The organism is Stenotrophomonas sp. ATs4, from assembly GCF_051861585.1.
GTDB classification, from domain to species: domain Bacteria; phylum Pseudomonadota; class Gammaproteobacteria; order Xanthomonadales; family Xanthomonadaceae; genus Stenotrophomonas; species Stenotrophomonas maltophilia_AS.
Window position 1 is genome coordinate 237,023 of sequence record NZ_JBLYPK010000007.1, and the last position, 17,542, is coordinate 254,564.

At 66.9% G+C, this 17,542-nt stretch carries 15 protein-coding genes; 3 read left to right on the forward strand and 12 right to left on the reverse strand.

Going from position 1 to position 17,542, the window contains the following annotated elements:
- Positions 1–261 precede the first annotated feature (261 nt).
- From ABR323_RS14495 to aspS, 8 genes are all read right to left on the reverse strand, one after another.
- On the reverse strand, positions 262–2,181 hold the full coding sequence (locus ABR323_RS14495) for a potassium transporter Kup (protein WP_135273444.1): 1,920 nt from the start codon (positions 2,179–2,181) through the stop codon (positions 262–264).
- 49 nt (positions 2,182–2,230) lie between these two features.
- Positions 2,231–2,824 carry a Holliday junction branch migration protein RuvA gene (ruvA, locus tag ABR323_RS14500; protein ID WP_005410756.1) on the reverse strand — a complete coding sequence of 198 codons (594 nt, stop codon included), beginning with the start codon at positions 2,822–2,824 and terminating at the stop codon, positions 2,231–2,233.
- A gap of 13 nt (positions 2,825–2,837) precedes the next feature.
- On the reverse strand, positions 2,838–3,359 hold the full coding sequence (ruvC, locus tag ABR323_RS14505; protein WP_439449821.1) for a crossover junction endodeoxyribonuclease RuvC: 522 nt from the start codon (positions 3,357–3,359) through the stop codon (positions 2,838–2,840).
- A 129-nt stretch (positions 3,360–3,488) separates the two neighbouring features.
- The gene (locus ABR323_RS14510) at positions 3,489–4,220 is read right to left on the reverse strand and encodes a YebC/PmpR family DNA-binding transcriptional regulator (RefSeq protein ID WP_135273446.1); all 732 of its coding nucleotides are present in this window, start codon (positions 4,218–4,220) and stop codon (positions 3,489–3,491) included.
- Positions 4,221–4,421: 201 nt separating this feature from the next.
- Positions 4,422–5,054 (reverse strand): esterase/lipase family protein, encoded by a 633-nt coding sequence (locus ABR323_RS14515; protein ID WP_439449822.1) that lies wholly within the window; start codon positions 5,052–5,054, stop codon positions 4,422–4,424.
- A gap of 75 nt (positions 5,055–5,129) precedes the next feature.
- On the reverse strand, positions 5,130–5,651 hold the full coding sequence (locus ABR323_RS14520; RefSeq protein WP_439449823.1) for a GNAT family N-acetyltransferase: 522 nt from the start codon (positions 5,649–5,651) through the stop codon (positions 5,130–5,132).
- Positions 5,652–5,683: 32 nt separating this feature from the next.
- Entirely contained in the window at positions 5,684–6,016 is a 333-nt protein-coding gene (locus tag ABR323_RS14525) for a DNA primase (RefSeq protein WP_439449824.1), read from the reverse strand.
- 16 nt (positions 6,017–6,032) lie between these two features.
- Complete coding sequence (gene aspS / locus ABR323_RS14530) at positions 6,033–7,784, reverse strand: aspartate--tRNA ligase (protein ID WP_439449825.1); 1,752 nt, start codon at positions 7,782–7,784, stop codon at positions 6,033–6,035.
- 158 nt (positions 7,785–7,942) lie between these two features.
- Between aspS and ABR323_RS14535 the strand changes: the two genes are divergently transcribed.
- Positions 7,943–8,692, forward strand: a complete 750-nt coding sequence (locus ABR323_RS14535; protein WP_439449826.1) for a DUF3011 domain-containing protein — start codon at positions 7,943–7,945, stop codon at positions 8,690–8,692.
- Between the two features lie 100 nt (positions 8,693–8,792).
- Here the strand turns inward: ABR323_RS14535 and ABR323_RS14540 are convergent, their stop codons facing one another.
- The 3 genes from ABR323_RS14540 to blaL2 form a co-directional block, all read right to left on the reverse strand.
- Entirely contained in the window at positions 8,793–9,434 is a 642-nt protein-coding gene (locus ABR323_RS14540; RefSeq protein ID WP_439449827.1) for a hypothetical protein, read from the reverse strand.
- Positions 9,435–9,487: 53 nt separating this feature from the next.
- Positions 9,488–10,702, reverse strand: coding sequence for a cation:proton antiporter (locus ABR323_RS14545; RefSeq protein ID WP_135273453.1), 1,215 nt, complete (start codon positions 10,700–10,702; stop codon positions 9,488–9,490).
- Positions 10,703–10,787: 85 nt separating this feature from the next.
- Positions 10,788–11,699, reverse strand: coding sequence for a L2 family extended-spectrum class A beta-lactamase (gene blaL2 / locus ABR323_RS14550; RefSeq protein WP_439449828.1), 912 nt, complete (start codon positions 11,697–11,699; stop codon positions 10,788–10,790).
- Positions 11,700–11,874: 175 nt separating this feature from the next.
- Here blaL2 and ampR point away from each other — a divergent pair, with 175 nt between their 5' ends.
- On the forward strand, positions 11,875–12,738 hold the full coding sequence (ampR, locus tag ABR323_RS14555; protein ID WP_439449829.1) for a LysR family transcriptional regulator AmpR: 864 nt from the start codon (positions 11,875–11,877) through the stop codon (positions 12,736–12,738).
- A 91-nt stretch (positions 12,739–12,829) separates the two neighbouring features.
- Here ampR and ABR323_RS14560 read toward each other — a convergent pair whose 3' ends face one another.
- Positions 12,830–14,695 carry an ABC-F family ATP-binding cassette domain-containing protein gene (locus ABR323_RS14560; RefSeq protein WP_439449830.1) on the reverse strand — a complete coding sequence of 622 codons (1,866 nt, stop codon included), beginning with the start codon at positions 14,693–14,695 and terminating at the stop codon, positions 12,830–12,832.
- Positions 14,696–15,031: 336 nt separating this feature from the next.
- On the opposite strand from ABR323_RS14560, the gene ABR323_RS14565 reads away from it, so the two are divergent.
- Entirely contained in the window at positions 15,032–17,419 is a 2,388-nt protein-coding gene (locus ABR323_RS14565; RefSeq protein WP_439449831.1) for a TonB-dependent receptor plug domain-containing protein, read from the forward strand.
- Positions 17,420–17,542: the final 123 nt, after the last annotated feature.

Sequence of the window (17,542 nt, forward strand, 5' to 3'; positions counted from 1 at the left end):
TCAAATGCGAATCTACTGGGGATGGCGGGGTGGGTCCGGTCGCGGGGGACGCCGTGAACCCGTCCTTGGGGGCTTGGCCGCGGCATCCATGCCGCGGACACCCCCGCAACCGGACCCACCCCGCCTTCGACAGATCGCCGCGACCTGTCTGGATGGCATGGCCTGCTCTTGGTAGGTGTCGACCTTGGTCGACACGGTAGATCCACGCCATGCGTGGATGGCGCTGGATGAAACGAACCGAACATGGGGTCCAGGTGGAGATTAAATCTCCACCTGCGCGCCGAGTTCCACCAGGCGATTGCCCGGAATCCGGAAGAAGCCCGTTGCCGGGGCGGCGTTGCGATGCATCAGCGCGAACAGCTTGTCGCGCCAGATCGGCATGCCGCGGTTGGCAGTGGCGACGATGGTTTCGCGGCTGGCGAAGAACGTGGTGTCCATCGGGTCGAAATAGATGCCACCGTGGTCGCACGAGCGCATCAGCGCCAGCGGTACGTCCGGGGTCTCCATGAAGCCGAAGCGCACGTAGACCCGGTAGAACTCGTCACCCACCGATTCGATCTTCAAGCGCTGGCCCTCCGCCGCATACGGCACCGGCAGGGTCACCACGTGCAGGAACACGTTGCGCTCATGCAGCACCTTGTTGTGCTTGAGGTTGTGCATCAACGCGTGCGGGGCCACGGTCGGGTCGGCGGTGAGGAACACCGCGGTGCCCGGCACACGCACCGGCGGTGCCAGCATCAGGCCCGGCAGGAAGGTATCGATGCGGATACCGTCCTTGCGGATCTCATCGCGCAGCAGCTCGCGGCCTCGGCGCCAGGTACGCATCATGGTGAACAGGAAGATGCCCAGCACCACCGGGAACCAGGCGCCCTGCAGCAGCTTGGCACCGTTGGCGATGACGAAGCCCAGATCGATGACGAAGAACACCACGCACAGCGGCAGGATCCAGTTGCGCGCCTTCGGCCACAGTGAACGGGCCACCAGCGCCAGCAGCAGAGTATCGATCAGCATCGTGGCCGACACCGAGATGCCGTAGGCCACGGCCAGGTTGGACGAGCTGCGGAAGGCCAGCACCAGGCCGATCACCATCACCGCGATGCCCCAGTTGATGCCCGGGATGTAGATCTGGCCGATGGTGTCGTGCGAGGTGTGCTTGATGCGCATGCGCGGGATGTAGCCCAGCTGCATGGCCTGGCGCGAGACCGAGAAGGCACCGGTGATGACCGACTGCGAGGCAATCACCGCCGCCATGGTGGCCAGGATGATCATCGGGTACAGCGCCCACGACGGCACCGCTTCGAAGAACGGGTTCTTCACCGCCTCGGGGTGGTTGAGCACCAGCGCGCCCTGCCCCAGGTAGTTCAGCACCAGGCACGGCAGCACGAAGAAGTACCAGGCGTGGCGGATCGGTTTGGCACCGAAGTGGCCCATGTCGGCGTACAGCGCCTCACCACCGGTGACTGCCAGCACCACCGCACCCAGGATGAAGATGCTGTGCCAGCCATGCTCCATGAAGAAGCGGATCGCCCACCACGGGTTGAACGCCTTCAGCACTTCCGGTGCATCGACGATGTTGTAGATGCCGATCGCCGCCAGCGAAATGAACCAGATCGAGGTGATCGGCCCGAACAGCTTGCCGATCTTCGCGGTGCCGAAGCGCTGTACCGCGAACACCGCCAGCAGCACCACCACGGTGATCGGCACGATGAAGGCGTGCAGTCCCGGCGCGGCAACCTCCAGGCCTTCGACCGCACCCAGCACCGATATCGCGGGCGTGATCACGCCATCGCCGAAGAACAGCGAGGCACCAAAAATACCGAGGATGCCGACCACATAGGCCGAGCGCGAACCATTGCGCAACGTGCGCTGGGTCAGCGCCATCAGCGCCATGATGCCGCCTTCGCCATCGTTGTCGGCACGCATGATGATGGTCACGTACTTCAGGGTGACCACGATGTTCAGCGCCCAGAACGCCAGCGACAGCACGCCCAGCACCGTGTCATGGTCGCTGGTAAGCCCGTAGTGCGGCGAGAACGCCTCCTTCAGGGTATACAGCGGGCTGGTACCGATATCGCCGAACACCACGCCGATCGCACCGATGATCAGCGCCAGGCCTCCGGCTGGAGGGGCGTGACCATGACCGCCAGGGGCGGCTGCGTGCGGGGTTTGACTGCTGGACATGGGACTCCTGGCGAAGCTCAGGCGGTTGGTTGGGGGAAAGGAATGCGGGTCAGCGCAGCGCCGACTGCAGCGCCTTGCGGATCACGGTGGCCACTTCGTCACCTTCATTGAAGGCATCGCGGGCCATGCGCGCCGCTTCAGCCGGCTTGTAGCCCAGCTGCTGCAGGGCCACGGTGGCATCGGACAGCGGATCGGCCGGGGCCGGGCCACTGCCCGTCGGCAGCGCGCCACCGGCGCCGAACTGGGCAGCACGGTCGCGCAGCTCCAGCACCATGCGCTCGGCAGTCTTCTTGCCGATGCCGGGAATGCGGGTCAGCGCGGTGATGTCGCCGGCCTGGACCATGCGCGCGAATTCCTCGACGGTGACACCGGACAGCACGGCCAGCGCGATCTTCGCGCCGATGCCGCTGACCTTCTGCACATCGCGGAACAGCCTGCGCTCACCCTCGCGCAGGAAGCCGTACAGCGAGACGCTGTCTTCCTTCTGCGAGTAATGGGTGTACAGGGTGACCTCGCGGCCGAGCTCGGGCAGGTCGTAGAAGGTGCTCATCGGCGCCTCCAGTTCGTAGCCCACTCCGTTCACGTCCACCACCAGCCACGGCGGCGCCTTGTAGGCGACGATGCCGCGCAGTCGACCGATCATTGCGTGCAGCTCCTCATTTGCGGCCCCACGCCTGGCGGGCAGTCAGCCCCAGGCGGTTGGCCGTTGCCCGCACATGGGCATGGGTGATGGCCACGGCCAACGCGTCGGCCGCGTCGGCCTGCAGCTTGGTTTTCAGGTTGAGCATGAGCCCGACCATGTGTTGAACCTGTTGCTTTTCGGCGCCACCGCGCCCGACCACGGCCAGCTTGATCTCGCTGGCGGCATATTCGTGCACCGGCAGGTCACGCAGCACCACGGCCGAGATCGCCGCACCGCGGGCCTGGCCCAGCTTCAGCGCCGAATCGGGGTTGCGCGCCATGAACACCTTTTCGATGGCCACTTCGGTGGGCTGGAACTGCTGGCACAACTCGGCCAGGCCCAGCACCAGCAGCTTCATCCGCTGCGGGAAGTCATCGGCGCCCAGCAGCACCAGCGGTTGGTGATGGACATGGCTCACCCGGCCGGTGGCATCGACATCGATGATGCCGACCCCGGTCCGCTGCGAACCCGGGTCGATGCCGAGAATGCGGGTCATGCGGCACACGCGCGGCTGCCGAAGGCCCGGGACGGACGCTGGCGGCGGCAATGGCAGGAAACGGCTGGGGTCATCATGGTGCGCATTGTCCGCTCACCGGCCGCCAAAGGCGACCGGCGATGCGTCCGTTCAGGCGTAAGCGTCCGCGCCGAGGTCGGCGTTGGAATACACGTCCTGCACGTCGTCGAGGTCTTCCAGCATGTCCAGCAGCTTCTTGACCTGCAGGACGGTGTCGCCTTCAACCTTGATGTCGTTGTCAGCACGGAAGGTCAGTTCCGCATGATCCGGCGTGTGCCCGGCCGCTTCCATCGCTTCCTTGACCGCGTGGTAGCTGTCGGCGGCCGTGAGCACGTCGATCGCGCCATCTTCGGGATAGACCACGATGTCGTCCGCACCGGCCTCGATGGCCGCTTCGGAGATGGCGTCCTCATCGGCACCTGCGGCGAAATGCAGCACGCCCACGCGCTTGAACATGAAGCTCACCGAGCCTTCGGTGCCCATGTTGCCGCCGCACTTGCTGAACGCATGGCGGACGTCGGCGACGGTGCGCACGCGGTTGTCGGTCAGGCAGTCGACGATGACGGCCACGCCACCCGGGGCATAGCCCTCGTAGCGGATCTCTTCGTACTCGACGCCTTCCAGCTCACCGGTGGCCTTCTTGATGGCGCGCTCGATCACGTCCTTGGACATGTTCGCGGTCAGGCCCTTGTCCATCGCCACGCGCAGGCGCGGGTTGTTGTTGGGGTCGCCTCCACCGCCGCGCGCGGCAACGCCGATCTCACGGATGATCTTGGTGAAAATCTTGCCGCGCTTCGCGTCAGACGCGTTTTTGCGGTTTTCGATGGAGGGGCCTCTACCCATGGGTCTTTCCGTACGTGCGTTGATGGATAAGGCCGCGGATTCTACCTGATCGGACCCCGTGACCGTGTCGAGGACGGCAGGATGCCGCCGGGCGTGGCCGGGCCAAGAGCGTGCGAACCAACGGTTCGCACCCACCAAGGCAGGTCGGTTCGCACCCACCCAGGCAGGCCGGTAGCGCCGGGCCATGCCCGGCGAACCGCATTACGCTGCGACGGCGTCGCGGCCGTGCTGGAACTGGCCGTGACGCAGGAAGTGCGCGGTCTGCCGTGCGGCATCCGGCGACACCACCAGGCCGCTGTGGCTGGTCCGCACCACACAGTGGTCGGCCAGGCCCGGCAGGCGGGTCTCGGCCAGCGCCACGGTACCGTCGGAGGCATCGTCAATGGCCCCCAGCAGACTGCCCAGCCCGTGTGGCACCGAGCCCGCAATCAGGCCCACCTCAGCCTTGCCCTGCCAGTCCGGCAGGCCATCAAGCAGCAGTTCGCTGCTGCGGCCCAGCGCCAGCCCCCAGCCATGCTCGGACAGCGAGCGCGCCGTACCGCTGCCGCGCAGTGGCGACCCCAGGCAGACCACGCGCTGCACCGGCAACTGCGGATTGCGACGCAATGCCTCCAGTGCCAGCAGGCCGCCCAGGCTATGGCCCACCAGCGACAGCGGACCGGCATCGGCCAGCCGCTCCAGCAGCTGCGGCACCGCCACATCCGGGCCACCGAACACCGAGGAGTAGCCAAAGGCATGCACCTGGAAGCCGCGCGCGCGCAGTCGCCAGGCCAGCGGCCCAACCCAGGCACGGGCGTTCCAGATGCCATGCAGCAGCAATACGGGGGGAGTCATGCAAACAGCCTGGCAGTCAGCGGGGCAGGAACGTACGGTGATTGAACACGCGCGCGCAGCAAGCGGCGGTGAACGTCAGGCCTCGCGCGGTGCGCGGCGCAGGATGAATTCAAGATCGTGGGTATCGCCGACCGGGAACAGGTACTCGCCGGCCTTCTCGAAACCATAGCGGGCATAGAAGCGTTGCGCGCCGAAGTTTTCCGACCATACGCCCAGCCACAGCGTGCGCGGGCCCTGCTGTTCGAGCCAGGCCAGCGCGGTTTCCAGCAGGCGGCTGCCCCAGCCACAACTCTGCTGGGTCTTGATCAGGTACAGGCGCTTGAGTTCGCCATCGCCGGGCTTCACGTCCGGGTGCGGCAGGCCACAGGGGCCGGCGGCGGCATGGCCGACCGCCTCCCCGTCCAGCTCCAGCAGCCACACCGCGTAGTCGGAGTGGGCCAGGATCGTGCGCTGGCGCTCAACCGTATAGGACTCATCCAGGAAGGCCTGAAGATCCTGCGGCGGATAAAGATGTCCGAAGGTTTCGGTGAACGTGCGGGCGGCCAGCGCCGACAGGGTCGGCGCGTCGTCCACGGTAGCGCGGCGGATCGAATACATGGGGCGAGTTGACGTCAGGACAACGGTTCGGGTCAAGCCCGTTCCGCCGGTGCCTTCTCGTCTTCTTCCTCGTCCTCTTCGTATTCCTCGTCGTCCTCTTCTTCCTCGCCGTCTTCCTCTTCTTCGCCTTCCTCGTCCTCGTCGTACTCTTCTTCTTCGTCGTCCTCGTAGTCCTCGACGCCGAAGTCTTCACCGTCCCAACGGCCTTCGCCGTCGGCGACGAAGGTCAGGGCCATCGCCGCAGGGTTGGTACCGACGCGGACCAGCCAACCACCGAACACGCGTGCACGCTCGGTGACCAGGGTGGCCTCGGAGCCTTCATTGCCCAGCTTTTCCCACTCCAGCGAAAACGCAAACTCGGTCATTGCCTGGATCTCCTGATCAGTTGGTCTTGGGGCGAACCTGGATATGCACTTCGGCCAGCTGCACGTCGACGATCGGCGACGGCGCATCGGTCATCAGATCCTGTGCACCGGTGGTCTTCGGGAACGGGATGACGTCGCGGATCGACTCGGTGCCGGCCATCAGCGCGGCGATGCGGTCGATGCCGAAGGCGATGCCACCGTGCGGCGGCGCGCCGTAGTTCAGCGCGTCCAGCAGGAAGCCGAACTTGGCGCGGGCTTCTTCGGCACCGATGCCGAGCAGCTCGAACACCGCGCTCTGCATGTCCGGACGATGGATACGGATCGAACCGCCGCCGATTTCATTGCCGTTGAGCACCATGTCGTAGCCGCGCGAAACGGCGGTACGGGCGTTGGCGCGCAGGTCGGCGATGTCGTCCACGGCCGGCGCGGTGAAGGGGTGATGCAGGGCGACGTAGCGCTGGTCTTCGTCGTCCCATTCGAACATCGGGAAGTCGGTGACCCACAGCGGCGCCCAGCCGTCGGCGACCAGGCCGAAGTCCTTGCCGGCCTTCAGGCGCAGCGCGCCCATGAAGTCGGACACCTTGTTGTAGCCGCCTGCACCGAAGAACACGATGTCACCGTTGCCGGCACCGACGTGCGCGACCAGGGCGGCGAAGCGCTCTTCGCTGAAGAATTTCTGGATCGGCGAGCTGACTTCGCCGTTGTCGGCGATCTTGATGTACGCCAGGCCCTTCGCGCCGTACTTGGCGGCATGCGCGGCGTACTCGTCGATCTGCTTGCGGCTGAGCGATGCACCGCCCGGGATACGCAGTGCGGCCACACGGCCTTCGGCGTCATTGGCCGGGCCGGTGAACACGGCAAATTCGCTGTCCTTGACCAGTTCGGCCACGTCCACCAGTTCCAGCGCGATGCGCAGGTCGGGCTTGTCCGAACCGTAGCGACGCATCGCCTCGGCCCAGGTCATGCGCGGGAAGCTGGCCGCCAGATCGACGTTGACCACTTCCTTGAAGATGCCGCGGATCATGTCTTCCACGAAGTCCTGCACATCGGCCTCGCGGACGAAGGCGAACTCCATGTCCAGCTGGGTGAATTCCAGCTGGCGGTCGGCACGCAGGGCTTCATCGCGGAAGCAGCGCGCGATCTGGTAGTAGCGGTCGAAGCCGGCCACCATCAGGATCTGCTTGAACAGCTGCGGGCTCTGCGGCAGGGCGTAGAACTCGCCCGGGTGCATGCGCGCCGGTACCAGGAAGTCGCGTGCGCCTTCCGGGGTGGCCTTGGTCAGGATCGGGGTTTCGATGTCCTGGAAGCCCTTTTCGTCCAGGTGGCGACGCAGGGCCTGCACCAGCTTGATGCGGGTGCGCTGCATGCGCTGCATTTCCGGGCGGCGCAGGTCCAGGTAACGGTACTTCAGGCGGGTTTCTTCGCCCGGATTCTCGTGGGCGTGGAACGGCAGCGGCGCCGCCTTGTTCAGCACGGTGATGGCGGTGGCGATCACTTCCACCTTGCCCGTGCGCAGCTTGTCGTTGACCGCGTGGCGGGCACGCACCACGCCTTCCACCTGCAGCACGTCCTCGTAGCCCAGGCTGGCGGCCACGGCGAACACTTCGGCGTTGTCGAGCTCCACCGTCACCTGCACGATGCCTTCATGATCGCGGAGATCGATGAAGCAGACGCCGCCCTGGTTACGGGCCACGTCGGTCCAGCCGGCGAGGGTGACAGTCTGGCCAATCAGGGTCTCATCGACCAGGCCGCAGAAGTGGGTACGCATGGGGGGAAGCTCCGCTGGAGAACGCCGGCGCCCGATGGGGGCCGGAAAGCCTCGTATTCTGCGGCCGAGGCCCCGGCCGGGGCAAATCCTGCCAGTCACATCGGCTTGATCGCCTCCCTCCCTATAGTCGGGCACCTGCCACCGTATGGGATGCCGCCATGAAACCGCTGTCCCTGGCCAGTCTGGCCGTGAGCCTCACCCTGAGCGCACTGGGCACCCTTGCCCTGCCCGCCCCGCACGCCGCTGCGCAGAACGGCGTCATCCGCTGCGAAAGCCAGAGCAACCGCGAACGGGTCTGCAACACCGGCTGGCGCAATGCGCAGCTGGTGCGCCAGCTGTCCGGCTCGGACTGTGATGAAGGACGCACCTGGGGCAGCCGCAATGGCAGCATCTGGGTCACCAACGGCTGCCGTGCCGAATTCGTGGAGGCCCGCGGCGGCTGGGGCGGCGGCAACGGGGGTGGCTGGGGCGGCAACAATGGCCGCCCGGGCGAAACGATCCGCTGCGAAAGCCAGAACAACCGCGAGCGCAGCTGCCAGGTCGGCTGGCGCAATGCCCGCCTGGTCCGCCAGCTGTCCGGCAGCCCCTGCGACGAAGGCCGCACCTGGGGCGTGCGCAATGGCGCGATCTGGGTCAGCGGCGGCTGCCGCGCCGAATTCGCCGAGGCCCGCGGCTGGGGCGGTGGTGGAGGCGGTGGTTGGGGCGGCGGCGGTGACCGCAACTACTCCGTCACCTGCAGCAGCAACAACAACCGTTCGCAGACCTGCAACTGGGATGAGCGCCAGGGCCGACCGGTACTGCAGCAGCAACTGTCAGGCAGCGCCTGCCAGGAAGGCCGCAGCTGGGGGTACGCGCGTGGTCAGGTGTGGGTGAGCAACGGTTGCCGCGCACGCTTCGGCACGCGTTGAGCGTGGGGCCGGATCCCTGGCCGATGGCCAGGGCTCTGACCCCGGTCAGGTATCCCGCATCCACGCATGGCGTGGATCTACTGGGGATCCGACCCCGCGATCACGGCGCGGGTGCCTTTTCGTCGCCCCACGGTGCGGGCGGCAGGTCAACCGGCTTGCTCAGGTCGAACTGCACGCGGAAGCGACGGCCGTCTGGCCGGGTCAGTTCGTAGACGAAGGTCTGGTCGGGATCGATCTCCATCGCCCACGTGTTGTGGGTCGAGGCCAGCATGTCGGCGCGGCGGAACATCGCCACCGAATCCGTATCGGCCGGGAACTGCTGGCGCTCGGCGGTTCCCGGCGGCGTGCTGTCGCCGCCGTACAGGGTGATCGCGTCGGCGCTGCCGTCTTCATGGCGATGATCGTGTTTCAGGCGCAGGCCGTTCGGAGTGCGGGTCAGCACCCACGTGCGCGAGTGGTCATCACCGACATGGAACGGGATGCGCAACTCATGTGCCGGGTCGGCACAGCCGCGCACGTGCATGACCAGGCGCTGCCCGGCGAACGGGTCCTTCCCGGTCGGTGCCGGCGTGTCTTCCACTACGGTGCCGGCGTAAGCCTGGCCACAGTGCGCGGCGATGGCGGCCATGAAGGCATCGGCCGGTGCGGTCGCCAGATCATGGGCGACCGTGTCGGAGCGCTGCGTACAGGCAGCAAGGCTGAGCAGGAGGACGGAAGCGGTGACGGCGGCGGGCAGTTTCATACCCCAACCCTAACGGCCATGGCCGGTGGGCGCAAACCGCACGCGCTACCCGTTCAACGTTCAGCTGCCTGCGCCACCGGCAGCGTTTCGGTGGCTGCCACCGGCGCCGCCTCGCCCTCGCCCGCCGGCTCCTGTTCAACCGGATCGACATCGAACGGGGTGCGGAACACCAGCGAAGGCAGCAGCGTGGTCAACGCCGCGTAGAGCAGCAGTGCACCGAACAGCACCGCCGGGATCTGGAAACGCTCGCGCATGATCGCCGCCAGCACCAGGGTGAAGATCAGCGTCGGTGCCAGCGCCAGCGAGACCCGCAGGCTGCTGCGGAAGCTTTCGCCGAACATCACCCGGCGCTGCAGCCAGACCACGCCGATGCGCAACGGCAGCACCACCAGGGTGATCACGATGCCCAGCCCCAGCGCCTCGAAGCTGAGCGCTTCGGCGGGGACCTTGGTGCCGGCATTGAAAAAGTAGAACGGCACGAAGAACGAGGCGAACAGGCGCAGCGCGTGCAGGTTCTCGTGCGAGGCCAGCAGCGGCATGCGCTGATGCAGCAGGCGCGCGACCAGGCCGGCGATGAACGCGCCCACCAGGTAGTACACGCCCAGCAGATAGGTGATGTAGGCCGCGACCATGCCGACCATCACCAGCAGCGAGAACTCCGAACCCGGCGCATGCGGCGCCACCCAGCGGCCGAGCGCGATGAACAGCAGCGGCAGGCCGATCATCATCGCCAGCAGGGCCAGGCTGGACAGCGCCATATGCCCCGGATCGCCCGCCTGCAGCACGATGAACAAGGCGGCCAGCGCCAGCAGTTCACCGGCAATGGCCTTGCTGGTAACCCAGAAGCGCTCGTCTTCGCTCAGGCCCAGCCGCGACAGCGAATCCATGATGAAGCCGGTGGACGGGGTCAGCAGCGCCAGCGCCAGCAGCCCGGCGGCCTGCCATGGCAGACCTGCATAGCGCCAGGCCAGCCAACCCACGCCGAACAGGGTGGCGCTGCGGATCACCAGGTGCGCCAGCAGCGGCCACATGCCACGGCGCAGCGCCTGCAGGTCCACTTCCAGGCCGGCGAACAGGAACAGCGAGGAGATCCCGAGCGTGGCCAGCAGACCGATCACTGCGTCGTGCGCCTGGTCACCCAGCCACAGCATGCCGATGATGCCGAACAGCAGGCAGGTCAGCGGCGCCGGCAGGCTGAAACGCTGCAGCGCGCGCGGTATCACCAGCAATGCGAAGATCAGCAGCAGGTAGATCAGCTCATGGCTCATGGGGGACTTCCGTGTGGTTCGAAGGCGCGCAGGATGCGCGCGCCGAACCGATCCGGCAAGCCACGGTTGAATGACCCCGGTTACCTCAGCCGATCAGGCGATCGGCGATCCGTCCGACCTGTGCCAGCACCATGGCGCGCTGCTCGTAGCTGACCGCCCCGGCCTGCAGGTAGGCGGTCAGCACCCACGGCGAGCCACCGGCCACCGGCCACAGCACAGCGATGTCGTTGCGCGCGTCCTCACCATTGCTGCCGGTCTTGTCGCCCACCCGCCAGCGCTTGCCGAGGCCCGCACGCAGGCAGGCATCACCGGTTTCGTTGTCGATCAGCCAATCGGCAAGCTGCTGCCGTGACGCTGGCTGCAGCACCTCACCCAGCACCACGCGCTGCAGGGTCGCGGCCATCGCCGCCGGCGTGGTGGTGTCGCGCGGGTCGCCCTTGGCGAAGCTGTTCAGTTCCGGCTCCAGCCGGTCGCTGCGGCTCACCGCATCGCCGCTGGCGCGCAGGAAGGCGGTCACCGCCGGCGGACCGCCGACCACGCCGAACAGCAGGTTGGCGGCGGTGTTGTCACTGGTGATCAGCGTCGCCCGGCACAGGTCGCGCACGGTCATGTCCTTGCCGGCATGGCGGCGGGTGACCGGTGCGTGCGAAAGCAGATCGGCCTCGTGCACCGGCACGCGCCTGTCCAGCAACGCCGGCGTGCGCTCGGCCTGGTTGAGCACCGTTGCCGCCAGCACGCTCTTGAAGGTGCTGCACATCGGGAAACGCTCGTCCTGGCGATGGCCGAAGCGACGGCCGCTGGCGGTGTCGAGCAGGGTCACGCCGAGGCGCCCGGCACAGGCTTTTTCCAGCGCGGCGAAGTCGACAGCGGCGGTGATGGCGGCATCGGTCGGTGCGCCGGTCTGGGGGGCGCCTGCCGCACGTGCCAGCAACGGCAGGGCAAGCGAGGAAGCCACGGCGGCACCACTGAACTGCAGGAATCGGCGACGGGCGAGCATGCGGGGTTCTCCTGGGGGACCTTTCGATTATTGAAGCCTCCCGCGCAGGCGACCAGCGCGAAAAATCAGCGGAAGGCATTAGATTTATTAATGCCTGTCGTAATAAACCCCTTAATTCTCCTGAACTGGACATTGAGAAGGTAGGATCAGCCATCATCCTGGCTCACGACTCCCGATGCTGCACCCTACTCTGCCACTGAACGCACTGCGTGCCTTCGAGGCGGCGGCCCGCCACCAGAATTTCACCCGCGCCGCGCTGGAACTGTGCGTCAGCCAGGCCGCGCTGAGCCACCAGATCCGTGGGCTTGAGGACCGGCTCGGCATCCGCCTGTTCCATCGCCTGCCGCGCGGCGTCGCACTCACCGACGAAGGCGCGGCGTTGTATCCGGTGCTCAACGAATCGTTCGAACGCATCTCGGCCAGCATCGCGCGCTACACCGGTGGCCCGGCCCGCGAGGTGCTGACGCTGGGCGTGGTCGGCACCTTCGCCACTGGCTGGCTGCTGCCACGGCTGGCCGCGTTCGAGGCCGCGCACCCCGATATCGAGCTGCGCCTGCAGACCCACAACAACCGCATCGACCTGGCCGGCGAAGGGCTGGACCTGGCCATCCGCTTCGGTGATGGCGACTGGCAGGGCCAGGCCTGCACGGCGATCCTCGATGCGCCCTTCGCACCGCTGTGTGCACCGGCGTTGGCGCGGCGGCTGAAACAACCGCGGGACCTGGGCACGCTGCCGCTGCTGCGCTCGTACCGCAGCGACGAATGGCCGCGCTGGCTGCAGGCAGCCGGCGTCAGCGGTGTGGAAGCGCGCGGACCGGTGTTCGATTCGTCGTTGACCGTGGCGATGGCCGCAGTCGGTGGCGCGGGCGTGGCGCTGCTGCCCTTGCGCATGTTCGAGCAGGAGCTGGCTGAAGGCCGGCTGCTGCAGCCGTTCGGTACCACACTGGAGCTGGGGCGCTACTGGCTGACGCGGCTGCGCTCGCGTGCCGAGCGTGAGCCGGCAAAGCGGTTCCGCGAGTGGTTGCAGGCGCAGGCATGAAACACACGCGACGTGGGTAGCGCCGGGCCATGCCCGGCGAGCGCAGCGGATGGGAACAGCCGCCGGGCATGGCCCGGCGCTACCGATGGAATCAGGACTCCAGCAGTTCCATCCACGCCGCCTCAGCCTTTTCCAGCTGGGCAGCGGCGGTTTCGCGGTCACGACCGATCACCGCCATGCGGGTGGCATCGGCGTAGTTGGCCGGGTCGGCCAGCTGGCGGTCCAGCTCGGCCAGCGTGCCTTCCAGCTCGGCCACCTTGGCTTCGGCAGCGGCCAGCTTGTGCGGGTTCACCGGCTTCTTCTGCACCACCTGTGCAACCGGTTCGGTCTTGACCACCACCGGCTCTTCCACCTGCTCCATGCGTGCCTTGGTGCCCTGCGCCTGCGGACGGGTTCGCAGCCACGCGGCGTAGGCATCGAGGTCGCCATCGAACGGTTCGACCACGCCATCGGCCACGCGCCAATAGGTATCGCAGACCAGGCCGATCAGGTGCCGGTCATGCGAAACCATCACGATTGCGCCTTCGAAATCGGCCAGTGCTTCGGCCAGCGCTTCGCGCATTTCCAGGTCAAGGTGGTTGGTCGGTTCGTCCAGCAGCAGCACGTTCGGCTGCTGCCAGGCGATCAGCGCCAATGCCAGGCGCGCGCGCTCGCCACCGGAGAAGCCATCGACCGGCTCGAATGCGCGGTCGCCCGGGAAATTCCACTTGCCGAGGAAATCGCGGAACGACTGGTTCGGCGCATCCGGGGCGATATCGCGGAAGTGCTCCATGGGCGACTGGCCCTCGTGCAGCGACTCCACCGTGTGCTGTGCGAAGTAGCCGATCTTCAGGTCCGGGTGCGCCATGCGCTCGCCGACGATCGGCGCCAGTTCGCCCACCAGGGTCTTCACCAGCGTGGTCTTGCCGGCACCGTTCGGGCCAAGCAGGCCAATGCGCTGGCCCGCTTCCAGGCCGAAGCCGACGTTGTGCAGGATCACCGCATCCTTGCCGTAGCCGGCCTCGACGTGGTTCAAGCGGATCAGCGAGAACGGCAGCTTGGCCGGCGGCGCGAACTCGATGCGGAACTCGCGCTCAGCACGCACCGCTTCGGTGCCAGCCAGCTTGGCCAGACGCTTCATGCGGCTCTGCGCCTGCGCCGCCTTGCTGGCCTGCGCCTTGAAGCGGTCGATGAAGCTCTGCAGGTGGGCGCGCTCGGCCTGTTCCTTGTCGTGCGCGATCTGCTGCTGGCGCAGCTGTTCGGCACGCTGGCGCTCGAAGTCGGTATAGCCGCCCGGGTAAAGCTTGGCGCCGCCACCGTGCAGGTGCAGGGTGTGGGTGGCCACGTTGTCGAGGAACTCGCGGTCGTGCGAGATCAGCAGCAGGGTGCCCGGGTACTTCAACAGCCACTGTTCCAGCCAATAAACCGCGTCCAGATCCAGATGGTTGGTCGGTTCGTCCAGCAGCAGCAGGTCGCTGGGCATCATCAGCGCGCGGGCCAGGTTCAGGCGAACGCGCCAGCCACCGGAGAACGAGGACACCGCGCGGTGATGGGTCTCGGCCGGGAAGCCGAGGCCGTGCAGCAGCTTGCCGGCGCGCGCTTCGGCGTCATAGGCATTGAGCTCGGCCATCTTCGTATGCGCTTCGGCCACCGCTTCCCAGTCCTCGCGGGCGGTGGCGTCGGCCTCGGCGGCCAGCACCGCAGCCACTTCGATGTCGCCGCCCAGCACGAAGCTCAGTGCCGGGTCGGGCAGCGACGGGGTTTCCTGGGCAACGCTGGCAATGCGCACCTTGCCGGGCAGATCGACGTCGCCCTTGTCCGCCTCCAGCTCGCCCTTCACTGCCGCGAACAGGCTGGACTTGCCGGCACCGTTGCGGCCGACCACACCCACCCGGTAACCGGCATGCAGGGTCAGGTCGACATTGGACAACAGCAGCCGCTCGCCGCGGCGCAAGGCGAAATTACGAAGGGAGATCATCGGGGGAGGGGTCCATATAACCAGATGGAATGTGCTGGTAAGCACTGTTCCTGCGACGCAATTCTAGCGTTAACGAATACTTGACGGGCCCCGGGATGCGCAGCGGCCGGCGTTTCTCTCTCCCACGTCCTCGCCGCGCGCCTCCCGGGTCCCCTCCCCCGTCAGTGTCGATCCGGGCTAAATGGTTGCTGCTGCAACGTTTTTTCTGATGACCGGCATTTGACAGGCGCTGAATATCCCGTTAATTCCTGTATTGCGCACCGCAACAACCGCCGTCCGCCTCACCCCCGTGATGTCGATTCCGGTGCCGCCCCCGCCAACCGGAGCCCCATCCCGATGACCCGCAAGACCAGCCTGATCGCCGCCGCCGTCGCTGTCGCACTCGGTGGCTCTCCGTTCGTTGCCGCTGCCCAGCAGGCTGGCACCGCTGCCAACACCCTGGACACGGTGATCGTCACCGGCACCCGCGTGGCCGACCGCACGGTCGCCGAATCGCAGTCGCCGATCGACATCATCACCCCCGAAGCCCTGCAGTCCACCGGCACCAGCGAACTGGCCACCGCGCTGTCGCGCGCCCTGCCCTCGCTGAACTTCCCGCGCCCTGCGCTGACCGACGGCACCAGCGGCGTGCGCCCGGCGCAGCTGCGTGGCCTGTCGCCGGACCAGGTGCTGGTGCTGGTCGACGGCAAGCGCCGCCACACCTCGGCCATGATCAACGTCAACGGCAGCATCGGCCGCGGCTCGTCGGCCGTGGACATCAATGCGATTCCGATCGCCGCCATCGAACGCGTGGAAGTGCTGCGTGACGGTGCGTCGGCACAGTACGGTTCGGATGCCATCGCCGGCGTCATCAACATCGTGCTGAAGGGCAGCGGCAGTGGCGGCAGCCTGGCGGTTGACTACGGCCAGTACTCGGCCGGTGATGGCAACAAGTACCAGCTCTCCGGCGATACCGGCGTCGAGTTCGGCAACGGCCGTGGCCGCGTGCACGTGGCCGGCCAGATCAGCCAGCAGGACGAGAGCAACCGCGCCGGCCCGTACCGGGGCACTACGCCGAACACCGGCAACTTCCCCAGCATCGGCCAGAAGACCTTCATCGTCGGCGACCCGCGCGTGGATGCCACCGCCGCCTCGGTCAACACCAGCTTCGACTTCAGCGACCGGGTGACCGGCTACGCCAGCGCACTGCTCAGCAACCGCGACATCACCTCGTTCGCGTTCTACCGCTCGCGCAACCACAACAGCCAGGGCGCGCTGCTGGCGCAGACCTACCCGGACGGCTTCGTGCCGGAGATCAACCAGTACTCCAAGGACCGCTCGCTGGTGGCCGGGGTCAAGGGCAACACCGAAAACGGCTGGACCTGGGACCTGAGCCTGAACCACGGCGAGAACACCCTGGACTTCCACACCCGCAACAGCATCAACTACAGCCTGGGCGCGACCAGCCCGCGCTCGTTCTACGACGGCACGCTGAAGTACCAGCAGGACATCTTCAATGCCGATCTGACCAAGTCGCTGGACTGGGGCCTGGCCTACCCGGTCACGCTGTCCTTCGGCGGTGAATACCGCAAGGAAAAGTGGGACCAGAAGCCGGGCGAACTGAACTCGTACACCGGCAGCGGTGCGCAGGGCTTCGGTGGCTTCACGCCCACTAATGAAGTGCATGCCGACCGCCACAACTACGCGGTCTACGCAGGCCTGGAAGCGGATCTGACCGAGAAGTTCTCGGCTGGCATCACCGGCCGTTACGAGGATTACTCGGACTTCGGTGACCGCTTCTCCGGCAAGTTGTCGGCGCGTTACGCGTTCACCGACAAGGTCGCGCTGCGTGCCACTGCATCCAGCGGCTTCCGTGCGCCGTCGCTGGCCCAGCAGGGCTACCAGGCGGTGACCAGCCAGTTCACCAACGGCGTGTTCGTCGAACGCGGCACCTTCCCGACCACCAGCCAGGCCGCGCAGGCACTGGGCGCCTCGCCGCTGAAGGCCGAGACCTCCACCTCCTACAGCGTGGGTCTGGTGCTGCAGCCGGTCGACCGCCTGTACATCACCGTCGATGCGTACCAGATCGACATCGATGACCGCATCGCGCTGTCGTCCAGCATCACCACCAACGCGGCCAGCAGCGCGCTGCTGACCAGCCTGGGCCTGCCACAGGTGACGGCGTTCTCGTACTTCACCAACGGCCTGGATACGCGCACCCGTGGCGTCGACTTCGTGTCCAGCTACACCGTGCCGTTCAGCGCCAGCAGCCTGGAGCTGACCGCGGCCTACAGTTACAACGACACCGAAGTACGTCGCGTCGGTGGCACCCCGGCGGTGTTCGGCACGCTGGGCCTGAACCAATCGCTGATCGGCCGCGATGAGATCGGCCGCATCGAGGACAGCTACCCGCGCGACAAGGCGATCGTGAGCGGCACCTGGCGTTCGGACCACTGGGAACTGGGCCTGGCCGCAACCCGTTACGGCAAGTTCACCGTGCGCAACTCGGCCACCGCGCTGCGCGACCAGACCTACGGCGACGCCTGGGTGGTGGACGCCTCGGCCAGCTACAAGCCGAGCAGCAACTGGACCCTCACCGTGGGCGCCGACAACCTGCTGGACAAGTACCCGGACCGCACCGAAGACCTGCAGAACTCGACCTTCGGCATGCTGCCCTACAGCAACTACTCGCCGTTCGGCTTCAACGGCGCGTATGTCTACGGCCGCATCAAGTACACCTGGTAAGCGGTAGTGCCGGCCGCTGGCCGGCATACCCACGCCGCATCTGAAGGAGAGCCCCTCCTCGCCAAAAGGTTCGGATCCCTCCCCTGCGGGAGAGGGATCCGAACCCATCGGACCCTGCACGCC